At 69.7% G+C, this 13,030-nt stretch carries 14 protein-coding genes; 11 read left to right on the plus strand and 3 right to left on the minus strand.

The annotated features are described in order from the left end of the window. The first annotated feature begins 127 nt into the window (after window positions 1–127). The 11 genes from ald (at window position 128) to ACQEVY_RS37240 (ending at window position 11,251) form a co-directional block, all read left to right on the plus strand. Window positions 128–1,252: an alanine dehydrogenase gene (gene ald / locus ACQEVY_RS37190; RefSeq protein WP_432953980.1), complete on the plus strand. Its 1,125-nt coding sequence runs from the start codon at window positions 128–130 to the stop codon at window positions 1,250–1,252. A gap of 401 nt (window positions 1,253–1,653) precedes the next feature. Further along, window positions 1,654–2,781 (plus strand): ParA family protein, encoded by a 1,128-nt coding sequence (locus ACQEVY_RS37195; RefSeq protein ID WP_432953982.1) that lies wholly within the window; start codon window positions 1,654–1,656, stop codon window positions 2,779–2,781. Next, window positions 2,766–3,377 (plus strand): hypothetical protein, encoded by a 612-nt coding sequence (locus tag ACQEVY_RS37200; RefSeq protein ID WP_432953984.1) that lies wholly within the window; start codon window positions 2,766–2,768, stop codon window positions 3,375–3,377. Before ACQEVY_RS37195 ends, ACQEVY_RS37200 begins: the two co-directional genes overlap by 16 nt. A 26-nt stretch (window positions 3,378–3,403) precedes the next feature. Then, window positions 3,404–4,564 (plus strand): segregation and condensation protein A, encoded by a 1,161-nt coding sequence (locus ACQEVY_RS37205; protein WP_432953986.1) that lies wholly within the window; start codon window positions 3,404–3,406, stop codon window positions 4,562–4,564. Next, window positions 4,561–5,211, plus strand: a complete 651-nt coding sequence (gene scpB, locus ACQEVY_RS37210) for an SMC-Scp complex subunit ScpB (RefSeq protein WP_165340188.1) — start codon at window positions 4,561–4,563, stop codon at window positions 5,209–5,211. The genes ACQEVY_RS37205 and scpB overlap by 4 nt, the downstream gene beginning before the upstream one ends. Then, a complete protein-coding gene (locus ACQEVY_RS37215) occupies window positions 5,211–6,281 on the plus strand; it encodes a pseudouridine synthase (protein ID WP_432953988.1) in 1,071 nt (356 codons plus the stop codon). Before scpB ends, ACQEVY_RS37215 begins: the two co-directional genes overlap by 1 nt. 101 nt (window positions 6,282–6,382) lie before the next feature. Further along, window positions 6,383–7,342, plus strand: coding sequence for a sigma-70 family RNA polymerase sigma factor (locus ACQEVY_RS37220; RefSeq protein ID WP_432953990.1), 960 nt, complete (start codon window positions 6,383–6,385; stop codon window positions 7,340–7,342). Then, window positions 7,339–7,923: a TIGR03086 family metal-binding protein gene (locus ACQEVY_RS37225; RefSeq protein ID WP_432953991.1), complete on the plus strand. Its 585-nt coding sequence runs from the start codon at window positions 7,339–7,341 to the stop codon at window positions 7,921–7,923. Before ACQEVY_RS37220 ends, ACQEVY_RS37225 begins: the two co-directional genes overlap by 4 nt. A 26-nt stretch (window positions 7,924–7,949) precedes the next feature. Then, window positions 7,950–9,392, plus strand: a complete 1,443-nt coding sequence (locus tag ACQEVY_RS37230) for a DHA2 family efflux MFS transporter permease subunit (protein ID WP_432953993.1) — start codon at window positions 7,950–7,952, stop codon at window positions 9,390–9,392. Window positions 9,393–9,485: 93 nt separating this feature from the next. Beyond that, window positions 9,486–10,235 carry an NUDIX hydrolase gene (locus tag ACQEVY_RS37235; protein WP_432953994.1) on the plus strand — a complete coding sequence of 250 codons (750 nt, stop codon included), beginning with the start codon at window positions 9,486–9,488 and terminating at the stop codon, window positions 10,233–10,235. Next, window positions 10,232–11,251 (plus strand): ADP-ribosylglycohydrolase family protein, encoded by a 1,020-nt coding sequence (locus ACQEVY_RS37240; protein WP_432953996.1) that lies wholly within the window; start codon window positions 10,232–10,234, stop codon window positions 11,249–11,251. The genes ACQEVY_RS37235 and ACQEVY_RS37240 overlap by 4 nt, the downstream gene beginning before the upstream one ends. On the opposite strand, the gene ACQEVY_RS37245 is transcribed toward ACQEVY_RS37240, so the two are convergent. The 3 genes from ACQEVY_RS37245 to ACQEVY_RS37255 are packed head-to-tail and all read right to left on the minus strand — an operon-like array spanning window position 11,220 to window position 13,004. Continuing rightward, the gene (locus ACQEVY_RS37245; RefSeq protein ID WP_432953997.1) at window positions 11,220–11,951 is read right to left on the minus strand and encodes a nucleotidyltransferase domain-containing protein; all 732 of its coding nucleotides are present in this window, start codon (window positions 11,949–11,951) and stop codon (window positions 11,220–11,222) included. The two genes, ACQEVY_RS37240 and ACQEVY_RS37245, sit on opposite strands and share 32 nt — an antisense overlap. A gap of 22 nt (window positions 11,952–11,973) precedes the next feature. Next, a complete protein-coding gene (locus ACQEVY_RS37250) occupies window positions 11,974–12,426 on the minus strand; it encodes a Rieske (2Fe-2S) protein (protein ID WP_432953998.1) in 453 nt (150 codons plus the stop codon). Next, a complete protein-coding gene (locus tag ACQEVY_RS37255; RefSeq protein ID WP_432953999.1) occupies window positions 12,423–13,004 on the minus strand; it encodes a DUF6529 family protein in 582 nt (193 codons plus the stop codon). Before ACQEVY_RS37255 ends, ACQEVY_RS37250 begins: the two co-directional genes overlap by 4 nt. Window positions 13,005–13,030 lie beyond the last annotated feature (26 nt).

Raw genomic sequence — 13,030 nt, forward strand, 5'->3', positions numbered from 1 at the left:
GGGAATCCCTTCATTAGACTGGTTCCACCGCGTACCTGCGTGGTGTCTCCCGGTGTGCTCCCGTGCATCCGGGTATGTCAGGCATCGTCCGGGCAGGCGTTAACCACAACCCCCTGAGCCAAGGACCGTGATCGACGTGAAGGTCGGCATCCCCCGCGAGGTCAAGAACAACGAGTTCCGGGTGGCCATCACCCCCGCCGGAGTGCATGAGCTGGTGCGCCACGGCCACCAGGTCGTCATCGAGCGGGATGCCGGTGTCGGCTCCTCGATCACGAACGACGAGTTCGTCGCCGCCGGCGCGCGGATCCTCGACACCGCGGACGAGGTGTGGGCCTCCGCCGACCTGCTGCTGAAGGTCAAGGAGCCGATCGCCGAGGAGTACCACCGCCTCCGCAAGGACCAGATCCTCTTCACCTACCTGCACCTGGCCGCGTCCAAGGAGTGCACGGACGCCCTCCTGGAGTCCGGCACCACGGCCATCGCGTACGAAACCGTCGAGCTGCCCAGTCGCGCACTGCCGCTGCTCGCCCCGATGTCGGAGGTCGCGGGCCGGCTCGCGCCGCAGGTCGGCGCCTACCACCTGATGGCCCCGAACGGCGGCCGCGGGGTGCTGCCCGGCGGGGTCCCGGGCGTGCTGGCCGGCCGGGCCGTCGTCATCGGTGGCGGTGTCTCCGGCTGGAACGCCGCGCAGATCGCCATCGGCATGGGCTTCCACGTGACCCTGCTCGACAAGGACATCAACAAGCTCAAGGAAGCCGACAAGATCTTCGGTACGAAGATCCAGACCGTCGTCTCCAACGCCTTCGAACTCGAGAAGGCCTGCCTGGAGGCCGACCTCGTCATCGGCGCCGTGCTCATCCCGGGCGCCAAGGCACCGAAGCTGGTCACCAACGAGCTCGTCTCCCGGATGAAGCCGGGAAGTGTTCTTGTCGACATCGCGATTGATCAAGGCGGTTGCTTCGAGGACTCGCGACCGACGACCCACGCCGAGCCGACCTTCCCGGTCCACAACTCGGTCTTCTACTGCGTCGCCAACATGCCCGGAGCGGTGCCCAACACCTCCACGTACGCACTCACCAACGCCACGCTCCCGTACATCGTGGAGCTCGCGAACCGCGGCTGGGTCGAGGCGCTGCGCCGCGATCCCGCGCTGGCCAAGGGCCTCAACACCCATGACGGCAAGGTGATTTACCGCGAGGTCGCCGAGGCGCACGGACTGGAGCACCGGGAGCTGGAGACCCTGCTCGGCTGATCCGCCAGCACTCATCTCTCCGCCGGCAAAAGGCGATACGTCAACACGAGTCGTCAACGGCATACATCCGGCCGGACCTTGGGGAACCAGGTCCGGCCGCTGTGTGTCGAGACCCTTTGCGAGACTCGCTCAACTCGCCTCGAACGTAACCCTTCGACCGTTTCGCACACCCGCGAAACCTGCCGTGCGACGGCCTTACGCCCTTGACAGAGGGGTGTTCCGTTGCCGACACATCGGGCCGGGTCCGGCGGATTGTGTTGCTGCGGACCGGTGACACGCCATAGAGTCGCCAACCGTCGGCATGGTGCCACGCTGACCTATCTAGAAGTTTCCTGGTCACCAAGGAGGTAAGACGACTTGTGAATGAGTCGACATTTACTCCCGGGGGTGGTCAACCAGGAATGCCTGCGCAGGGCCCGAGGCCCACGGGGCTCGAGGCTGTCGGCTCCGTAGCTGTGCGCACCTTCGCAGCCCACCAGAGTCCACACCGGACTCAGACAGTCCACCAGAGCATGGATGGCCATCACGTGAACGCCATGGCCGGCAACGGAAGTGGCGAGAACCGCACCCACTTCGCCGACTACGACGACCTGCCCGAAGGGCACTTCTACGACCCCGACGCCGAGTACGAGCCCGATCCGGAGTACGCGGCCACGCTCGCGCCCGACGCGGCACGCCAGCGTCGTGAACGCATCGGCCCGACCGGGCGCCCGCTGCCGTACTTCCCGATCCCGGGCCCGCTCACCGATCACGGCCCCGCGAAGATCATCGCGATGTGCAACCAGAAGGGCGGCGTCGGCAAGACGACGTCGACCATCAACCTGGGGGCCGCGCTAGCGGAGTACGGACGGAGAGTCCTGCTGGTCGACTTCGACCCGCAGGGCGCGCTCTCGGTCGGCCTCGGCGTCAATCCGATGGAACTCGACCTCACCGTCTACAACCTGCTCATGGAGCGGGGCATGGCGGCCGACGAGGTCCTCCTGAAGACCGCGGTCCCGAACATGGACCTGCTGCCCAGCAACATCGACCTGTCGGCCGCCGAGGTTCAGCTCGTCTCCGAGGTCGCGCGCGAGTCCACACTGCAGCGGGCGCTCAAGCCGCTGATGGCCGACTACGACTTCATCGTGATCGACTGCCAGCCCTCGCTCGGCCTGCTCACCGTGAACGCGCTCACGGCCGCCCACAAGGTGATCGTGCCGCTGGAGTGCGAGTTCTTCGCCCTCCGTGGTGTGGCGCTGCTCACCGAGACCATCGAGAAGGTCCAGGAGCGGCTCAACCCGGAGCTGGAGCTCGACGGGATCCTCGCCACGATGTACGACTCGCGCACGGTGCACAGCCGTGAGGTGCTCGCGCGCGTTGTCGAGGCGTTCGACGATCACGTCTACCACACGGTCATCGGGCGCACGGTCCGCTTCCCGGAGACCACGGTCGCCGGTGAACCGATCACCACATACGCCTCCAACTCCGTCGGTGCCGCCGCCTATCGCCAGCTCGCCAGGGAGGTGCTCGCCCGGTGTCACGCCGAGTGAGTCTGCCGGGGGCCGACGAACTGTTCCGTACGACAGGGGGAATGGCGCTTCAGTCCTCCAGCCCCAGGCGCCAGGCCAACGGCCAGTCCAACGGTGAGGCCGCCCGGGTGCCGGCTCCCGCGGGAGAGGGCGATACGGCTGCCTCCGGCTCGGGATCCGGTTCCGGGACCACGGAGGACGCGCCGCAGGCTGTGCCCGCGCAGGGCGGGGACGGAGACGGGGCCGAGCATGTGGCCGCGGACTCCGAGTCCGCCGATGCCGGGGAGTCCCGCACCCGTGCCGCCGGGGGCGAGCGCTCCGGGCGACGGCAGGGGGCGGCGCAGGAAGGTTCTGGCGCCGCCGCTCAGCCGCGTAAGCGCGGGCGGGCCGCCGCGCGGCGTCCCAGTGGGCGGGAGCGGCACGACGAGAAGATCACCGTCTACGTGTCTGCCGAGGAGCTCATGGATCTTGAGCACGCCCGGCTGGTGCTGCGCGGGGAGCATGGGCTTGCGGTGGATCGCGGGCGGATCGTGCGGGAGGCTGTGGCCGTGGTGCTCGCGGATCTTGAGTCCCGGGGGGACGCCAGCATTCTTGTCCGTCGGCTTCGTGGGCGGTAAGCGGTAGGCGGTAGCCTGCGACGGCTATGACCTCGTACGACGGTTCCGTCCCCGCAGCTGGCTCCGCCGGGCGTCGGCGTGCGCTGGGGCGGGGGCCGGGGGGTTCGTCTTTGCCTCCGGCTGAGGTTGAGGCGTCTTCGCCTCCGGAGGCGGAGGAGTTGCCCTCGCCTCCGGCGGAGGTTGAGCCGCCTGCGGCGGAGAGCCCGTCTCTGGTTGAGGACAGTACTTCGGCTGCGGACCGTGGGGCGTTGTGCCCACCCGTTCCGCCCTGCGGAACGCCTGCCCACAACGCGGACGGCGAGCCGGCCGCTGTTGAACCCGCGGCGCCTGCGGCGCCTAGCGTGCCCCGCGTAGATGCCGAGCCGGACGACGGGACCTTCAAAGTTCGGTTGGCTAACTTTGAAGGGCCCTTTGATCTGCTGCTTCAGTTGATCTCTAAGCACAAGCTCGATGTGACCGAAGTCGCGCTTTCTAAGGTCACCGATGAGTTCATGGCTCATATCCGGGCGATGGGGCCCGACTGGGATCTTGATGAGACGACTGAGTTTCTGGTCGTTGCCGCCACTCTGCTTGATCTGAAGGCTGCTCGGCTGTTGCCGTCTGCCGAGGTGGAGGACGAAGCGGATCTGGCGTTGCTCGAGGCGCGGGATCTGTTGTTCGCGCGGCTGTTGCAGTACCGCGCGTACAAACAGATCGCCGAGATCTTCAGCCGGCGACTCGAGGAAGAGGCCCGCCGGTATCCCCGCACCGTCGGACTGGAGCCGCATCACGCCGAGTTGTTGCCCGAGGTCGTCATCAGCATCGGGGCGGAGGGGTTCGCGAAGCTCGCTGTGAAGGCGATGCAGCCCAAGCCCAAGCCGCAGGTGTACGTCGACCACATCCACGCCCCGCTGGTGAGTGTGCAGGAGCAGGCGGGGATTGTGGTGGCGCGGCTGAGGGAGCTGGGGGAGGCCTCGTTCCGGGTGCTCGTGGAGGACACGGACGACACGCTGACCGTTGTGGCGCGTTTCCTGGCCCTGCTGGAGCTGTATCGCGAGAAGGCCGTCGCGCTCGATCAGGAGGAGGCGCTGGGGGAGCTGCTGGTGCGCTGGACGGGCGGGGACAGCGACGAGGAGCCCAGGGTGACCGACGAGTTCGACAGGCCGCCGGAGCCGGTCCAGGACGAAGCCAAGGAGGAGAAGGCGTGAGCGAGAACACCACCGAGGTTCCGGCGGGGCTGCGTACCGTCGCGGATCTCGACCTCGGGCCCGCCCTGGAGGCCGTACTCATGGTCGTGGACGAACCCGCGACCGAGGAGCACCTCGCGAAGATCCTCGAGCGGCCACGGCGGCAGATCGCGGACGCGCTGCGGGCGCTGGCCGACGAGTACACCGTCCAGGGGCGGGGCTTTGAGCTGCGGCTCGTCGCCGGGGGCTGGCGGTTCTACACGCGGCCCGAGTACGCGGCGGCCGTCGAACGGTTCGTACTGGACGGCCAGCAGGCGCGGCTCACGCAGGCCGCTCTGGAGACGCTGGCGGTCGTGGCGTACCGGCAGCCGGTCAGCCGTTCCCGCGTCTCGGCCGTACGAGGAGTGAACTGTGACGGTGTGATGCGCACTCTCCTGCAGCGCGGACTGATAGAGGAGGCGGGCGCGGAACCCGAAACAGGTGCGATCCTGTACAGGACGACGAACTACTTCCTGGAGCGGATGGGCCTGCGCGGCCTGGACGAGCTTCCGGAGCTCGCGCCCTTCCTCCCCGAGGCGGAGGCGATCGAGGCCGAGACGCAGGAAGGCGTACCGTCGTTCGATCCGGATGCACCGGACCCCGATGACGACACGACGACGGAAATTTGATGCGAAGCAGCGGCAGCGGCAAGAGCGGTGGCGGGCGCGGTAACTCCCGCGGCGCCGGCAACAACAGGGACCAGAAGCAGGGGCAGGGCCGCCCCCGCAAGCCCCGCCCCGAGGAGCGCCGCTACGACGTGGGCCCCGACGCCAGCAAGGAGGGCCCCAAGTCCGGGCGCGGCGCCTCTGCGCGAGGCGGCGCCAAGGGCGCTCCGAAGAAGGGGCAGCCGGGCGGGCGCGGTCGTACGGCTCCGGCGCGGCCCCGTGAGTACGAGACGCAGATCGAGGAGCGCAACCGGGAGCGGTACGCGGGCAAGAAGGACGTCAAGCCCCCGAAGACCTTCCCGGGCGCCGAGCAGGAGGGCGAGCGGCTGCAGAAGGTGCTCGCGCGCGCGGGATACGGTTCGCGGCGCGCCTGCGAGGAGCTGGTCGATCAGGCCCGCGTCGAGGTCAACGGCGAGATCGTGCTCGAGCAGGGGCTGCGCGTCGACCCGGAGAAGGACGAGATCAAGGTCGACGGGCTGACGGTCGCCACACAGGCGTACCAGTTCTTCGCGCTGAACAAGCCCGCCGGTGTCGTCTCGACGATGGAGGACCCGGAGGGGCGCCAGTGCCTCGGGGACTACGTCACCAACCGTGAGACGCGGCTCTTCCACGTGGGACGGCTCGACACCGAGACCGAGGGCATCATCCTGCTCACCAACCACGGCGAACTGTCCAACCGGCTGACCCACCCCAAGTACGGCGTCAAGAAGACCTACCTCGCGCACATCGTGGGCCCGATCCCGCGCGACCTGGGCAAGCAGCTCAAGGACGGCATCCAGCTGGAGGACGGGTACGCGCGCGCGGACCACTTCCGCGTCGTCCAGCAGACCGGCAAGAACTACCTCGTAGAGGTCACGCTCCACGAGGGCCGCAAGCACATCGTGCGGCGCATGCTCGCCGAGGCGGGCTTCCCGGTCGACAAGCTCGTGCGCGTCGCCTTCGGCCCGATCACACTCGGCGACCAGAAGTCGGGCTGGCTGCGCCGCCTGTCCAACACGGAGGTCGGGATGCTGATGCAGGAGGTCAACCTCTAGGCCCCTGTGGTGCACGACGGCCGGTTCCGGAATTCGTCCGGGGCCGGCCGATGCGTTTTCGCCGCTCCTGGGGTCTGTACCCGTGAGGGAAGGGAGCGGCCATGCATGTGACGACGGATCGCGACGAGTTCGTACGGCTGACGGGGATGTACCGGCGCGAGCTGCTGGCGCACTGCTACCGGATGCTCGGGTCGGTCGACGACGCCGAGGACCTGGTGCAGGAGACGTATCTGCGGGCCTGGCGGTCGTACGACGGATACGAGGGCCGCGCCTCCTTGCGGACCTGGCTCTACCGGATCGCCACGAATACGTGTCTGACGGCGCTGGAGGGACGCGAGCGCCGTCCCCTGCCCACCGGGCTCGGCGGGCCGTCAGACGCGCCAGAGGAGCCGCCGAGGACCCCTCCGACGGACATCCCGTGGCTCCAGCCGGTGCCCGACACGCTCGTCGACCCGGCAGCCGTCGTCGCGGCGCGCGGCAGCCTGCGGCTCGCGCTCGTCGCGGCGCTGCAGAACCTGCCGCCGCGGCAGCGGATCGTACTCATCCTCAGGGACGTGCTGGCCTGGCGCGCGCAAGAGGTGGCTGCCCTGCTCGGCATATCGACAGCAGCCGTGAAAAGCAGCCTCCAACGCGCGCGTGCCCGACTCGACGAAGTCGCGCCCGACGAAGACCTCCTGGCGGAGCCGGACAGCACGGGCGATCGCGAACTGCTCGACCGGTACGTGGCCGCCTTCGAGGACGCCGACATGGAGGCGCTGCTCGGGCTGCTCCAGGAAGGCGTCGAACTGGAGATGCCGCCCTACCTGGAGTGGTTCAGCGGGAGGAAGGACGTCATGCGGTTCCTGGAGGCGCTCGAGCATGAGAAGGGGGGTCTGCGGATGCTCCCGACGCGGGCGAACGGGCAGCCGGCCGTGGTGGCGTACAAGCGCGGTGCGGACGGGGCCTACCTGGCGCACTCCGTGCAGGTGCTCACCGTCGAGGACCGGGAGATCACGCGGATCACCGTCTTCCTGGAACCGGGGCTGGCCGGGCACTTCGGGATGCCCGAGGTGCTCTCGTGAACTCCGGGGAGCTGCTGGAGCGTTCGCTTGCGTACGCGCTGGGGAGCGTCGCCCTGGTGCCCCGCGAGGGTCTGGGGCGGGCCACGCCGTGCGCGCGGTGGGATCTGGGGGACTTGCTCGGTCATCTCGACGACGCGCTCGACGCACTGCACGAGGGGCTGACGGGCGGGCGGATCGGTCTCTTCCCAGCGGCGGCGGGCCGTACGGATCCCGCGTGCGACTTCCGGCGGCGTGCCTGCGCGCTGCTGGGCGCCTGGGTGGCGCTGCCAGGGGAGGAGCGCTCCGTGAGCGTGGGGGACCGGCCGCTGGACGTACGCGTGATGGCCGCCACCGGCGCCGTGGAGATCGCCGTCCACGGCTGGGACGTGGCGCAGGCCTGCGGGCGGCCGCGGCCGATACCGTCCGCGCTCGCGGCCGAGCTGCTGTCCGTCGCGCGGTGCGTGGTGGCGGACGAGGACCGGGGAGTGCGCTTCGCCGAGCCGGTCGGCGTGCTGCCCCGGGCCGATGCCTCCGACCGGCTGGTCGCGTTTCTCGGGCGCGATTCCTTTTCGGGACGGGGCTGGTCTGCCTTCCGTGAGTGACTCTCACGGAAGGGCTTTTATCCCTCATGTCTCACATCGACTCTGACATCGACATCACAGAAACTCTGCTCGCCCCCGCCCGCAAGGCGCCACCGTCCACCGCACCCCCGCGGCGCGTCTGGACAGTGGTACTTGCGGGGCTGGGGGCGCTCCTGTGCGCGCTGGACGTGGTGGTCGTCGCCACCGCACTGCCCGCGCTGCAGGCCGACTTCGGGGCGAGCCTGTCCCAGCTTGAGTGGACGATCAACGCGTACAACCTCGTCTTCGCCTGCCTGACCCTCACCGGCGCCGCGCTCGGCGACCGGTTCGGGCGGCGGCGGATGTACGTCACCGGGCTCGCCGTCTTCACACTGGCCTCCGCGTGGGCCGGGCTGGCCGGGGGCGCCGGTGAACTCATTGCCGCACGCGCCGTCCAGGGCGCCGGAGCGGCCGTACTGCTGCCCCTCACACTGACCCTGATCAGCGAGGCGTTCCCGGCGGAGAAGCGGGGCGTGGCGATCGGCCTGTGGGGTGGGGTCAGCGGACTCGGGGTGGCCGCCGGGCCGGTCCTCGGCGGGGCCGTCACGGATGGTCTGTCCTGGCAGTGGATCTTCTGGCTGAACGTGCCCCTGGGGCTCGTCATGCTCCCGCTCGCCGCGATGAAGCTGCGCGAGAGCTATGGCCCGCGGCCCCAACTCGACATCGTCGGGCTGGTGTTGGCGGCCGTGGGTCTGACCGGGCTCGCCTGGGCGCCGGTGCGGGCGCCGGAGGCCGGCTGGGGGAGTGCCGAGGTGCTGGGTGCCCTGGCCGTCGGGGCCGTGTTCGTGGCGGCCTTCCTCGGCTGGGAGAAGTCGGGGGCGCGGTACCCGATGCTGCCGCTCGCGCACTTCCGGCGGCGCGGCTTCTCCACCGCCAACGGCGCGGTCTTCCTGATGTTCATGTCGCTGCTCGGCGCGCTGTTCATGATCTCGCAGCTCTTCCAGGTCGGCCTGGGCAACTCCCCGCTGGAGGCGGGCCTCCGGATTCTCGTATGGACCGGTACGCCCCTGCTCGTCGCGCCGGTCGCGGGCGCGCTCGCGGACCGCTTCGGGAACCGGCCCTTCATGCTGACGGGCCTTGTCCTCCAAGCGGTGGGGCTCGGGCTGATGGCCTGGCAGGTGGGGCCCGGGGTCGGCTACGACCGCCTGGTCGTGCCGCTGATCATCGCCGGAGTCGGCATCTCCATGGTCTTCCCCACCGTCGCGAACGCCGTGAGCGCGTCGGTGCCACCCGCCGAGGTGGGCGTCGCGTCGGGCGTCAACAATGCGCTGCGGGAGCTGGGCGGGGTCTTCGGAGTGGCTGTCGCCGCGGCCGTGTTCGTCCAGTTCGGGGGCTACGACTCGGCGGAGAGCTTCATCGATGGGTGTGCGCCTGCGCTGTGGGTTTCGGCGGGGGTGTCGGCCGCGGGGGCGGTGGTGGCGGCGCTTTCGCCGTCCAAGAACGGGAGTTGACGTCCACGGACAGGGATCGAGACGGGGGTTGAGGGGTTGCCGCGACCCGCCCACCGCTTTATAGTCTGAGTGACTATTAAGGGGGTGGGCGGCGTGGCGCCAACAGCGGGGACCGCACCCGAGGGCTACGACAAGTACGCCTTCGAGCCCTTCGCCGTCACCGTCGACCTCGCGGTCTTCACGATCCGGGCGGGCGTACTCCAGGTGCTGCTGATCCAGCGCGGGCAGGAGCCGTACGCGGGCCGCTGGGCTCTGCCCGGCGGTTTCGTCCTGCCCCACGAGTCCGCGGAGACGGCCGCCCGGCGCGAACTCGCCGAGGAAACCGGCCTGTCGGACGTCACCGGACTGCACCTGGAGCAGCTGCGGACCTACAGCGAACCGGACCGCGATCCCCGGATGCGGGTCGTCTCCGTCGCGTACGCCGCGCTGCTGCCCGACGCTCCGGAGCCACACGGCGGCTCGGACGCGGCCCACGCCCAGTGGCTGCCGTACGACGGGCTCGGGCCGCTCGCCTTCGACCACGACCGGATCCTCGCCGACGCCCACGAACGGGTCGGCGCCAAGCTCGAGTACACCTGCCTCGCTACGGCCTTCTGCCCGCCCGAGTTCACGCTCGGGGAACTCCAGCAGGTCTACGAGACGGTGTGGGGGACGGTCCTGGACCGGCCCAACTTCCGGCGCAAGGTCCTTGCCACGGCTGGGTTCGTCGAGCCGGTGCCCGGTGGGGCGCGGCTGACTGGGGGGCGGGGTAAGCCAGCGGCGGTGTACCGGGCAGGCAGCGCCACCGCGCTGCGTCCACCACTACTGCGACCAGCTCCGTCCTGGGAGGGACCATCCTCATGACCACCACCGTTAGGAAGCGTGCCGCCACAGGGGCGTTGATCGGGCTGGCCCTCGGGGACGCGCTCGGCTTTCCGACCGAGTTCAACGACGTACCGTCGATCCTCGCCAAGTTCGGGCCGTGGCGGGAGATGGGGCTGCCGACACCGGCGATCGTCACGGACGACACACAGATGACGCTGGCGTTGGGGTGGGGGCTACGGACGGCCACGGACCGGGGGGTGCTCGCACCCAAGAGGATGGAACGGCCCGTGCGCGAGGAGTTCGTGAACTGGTTCCAGTCGCCGGAGAATAACCGGGCGCCGGGCCGCACATGTCTTGTCGCCTGCGAGAAGCTGAAGCGCCCGGACCGACCCTGGCAGGACGCCAGCCAGATCCACTCCAAGGGATGCGGCGCCAACATGCGCGTCGCGCCCATCGGGCTGATCCCCGGCCTGAGCGACGAACAGCGCGCCGGAGCCGCCCAGTTGCAGGCCGCGCTCACCCACGGCCACCCCACGGCGCTGGCCGCGTCGGACCTCACCGCGCATGCCGTGCGGCTCCTCGCGCAGGGCACTGAGCCGACCGGGCTCGTCGGGCTGCTGCGCTCGTACGCGTACGAGAACCGCACCCGCTACCACGAGCACTGGCTCGGCGACCTGTGGACGCGCAGCCAGGATCCGACGCCGACGCACTTCATCTCGCGGGGCTGGGACGAGTGCCTGGAGATCCTGGACCGGCTGCAGAAAGCCGTACGCTCACCCTCGCCGGAGACGGACCCGTGCCTGGCCACCGGCGAGGGCTGGATCGCGGAAGAAGCCCTCGCCACCGGTCTGCTCTGCTTCCTCCTCTTCCTCGACGAACCGCTCACGGCCCTGCGGCGAGCGGCCTGTACCTCGGGTGACTCCGACTCGATCGCCTGCCTGGCGGGGGCGTTTGCCGGGGCGTACACCGGGGCTGACGCCTGGCCTACGGAGTGGGCGGACCGGATCGAGTACCGGGGTGACCTCATGGCCCTGGGAGCACTCTGGGACGCATGATCTCCTCGTCCGGGAGCGGCCGGCCGGCCGAGGCACGGCGGGTGCGGATCAGGAAGTCCTCGACCCTGGCCCGGTCCGGCTCGGGCGGAAGCGGACTGCGGGCCTCCTCCTCCTCCGCTTCAGCCGCCAGCCGCGCCATGCGGACCTCGACAACCGACCACGGAACCTCGCCGCGTTTCACCGCGAGCAGAGGTTCCCGCTGGTCGCCGACGTCGACGACGAGCGCACCCGTGCGCAGCAGATCGCGGCAACTCGTCAGGAGGCGCAGCAAGTGCATCGCGTGCTTCCAGCGCGGCGCGCCCTGCGTGCGAACGTCCGCTTCCAGCTTCTTGCGCTGACCCAGCGCGTAGCGCACGAAGCTGTCGTACGCCTGGCGGGACAGGAACGCCTCGCGCAGGGCGATGAGTTCACGCCCCGTGTCGTCCGCGTGCGTGACGAGCGGCGAGTGCAGGCACTCCAGGATGTTCGGGTTGGAACGCAGAGCCAGCGCGCAGAAGCGCTCCAGCTCCCAGCTGAACTGTTCCTCCGCGGGACCGTCGACATGCGTCGGCGGCTTCTCGAAGCGCCAGAAGAGCGGGGTGGGGGCCAGGAACACGCCCCTCACGTCGGTGTCACTCGTATCCGTGGCCAGGCCGAAGGCACGGGAGCCCATGACGCAGGAGTAGATCGTGTGATCGCGTACCAGGTCATCGGGGCTCATGCGGACGAGCGTAGGGGCCGGATCACGCCAGGCGAATCGAATTTCCGGTGACCGTGATCTTCTCCTCGGGGAGCGGTCTCGTCGCGGGGCCGTCCGCCACCGAGGCGTCGGCGACGCGGAACTTGCTGCCGTGGCAGGTGCAGTTGATGGTGCCGTCCGAGACGTTGGCGACCGTGCAGCGCTGATGGGTGCAGATGGCCGAGAACGCCTTGAACTCGCCTTGTTCGGGCTGCGTGACGACGACCTGCTCGTCCTTGAAGATCTTGCCGCCGCCGACCGGGATGTCGGCAGTCTTGGCCAGTTCCTCGCCGGCCGGGGCCTCGCCGGGGGACTCCCCGGACGTCTCCTCCGGGGCAGGCGACTCCGCCTCGCCCCCGCCGTTCTCGTTCCCGTACTCGCTGCATCCGGCGAGCAGGGCAGCCGCGCCGGCGGCGCCCGCCGCGAGCACCGTGCGACGCGTCGCGCTGATCGTCATGTCGTCACTCCGAAGGTGCGGAAGAACCAGAGGGCGGAGGTCAGCCAGACCACCGTGAGCGCGGCGAAGACGACTCCGCCCACGATGGGCAGCAGCCAGCCGGGCAGTCGCTCCGAGCGAAGGAGCAGCATCTTGGCGCTGAAGACACCGAAGAAGAAGCAGCCCAGCAGCGAATGCCACAATACGCGCGGTTCATATGTTTGGTAGCCCAAAGCGTATAAACAGTGCACGGCCACCGGTACCGCGGCCAGGAACGCGACCCGCCCCGACCAGCGGTGCAGCACCCCTGCCCAGCTCGGGCCCGGCAGCTTCCCGTACACCATGAGCGCCGAGACGAACTGCACCACCGCGAACCCCATTGCCCCGGTGGCCAGCCAGGACTTGACGGCACCCGTGCTGCTGAACCCGGCCAGGTTGAAGGCCGTGCCGGCCGGGTCGTGCACCTTGCCGTACGCGCCGAGGGCGAGGGCGACCGCCCCGGCGACCAGGGCCGGGACGAGGTAACGGGAGGCCTGTGGACGGCGGGCCGGTTCGGGTGAGGGGAAGTCCTGGGTGGCGGCGTTCGGGTCGACGGTCATGGTCGGCTCCCTGCGGTCAGGGCTGA

The organism is Streptomyces sp. CA-288835, from assembly GCF_050936385.1.
In the GTDB taxonomy this organism is placed as follows: domain Bacteria; phylum Actinomycetota; class Actinomycetes; order Streptomycetales; family Streptomycetaceae; genus Streptomyces.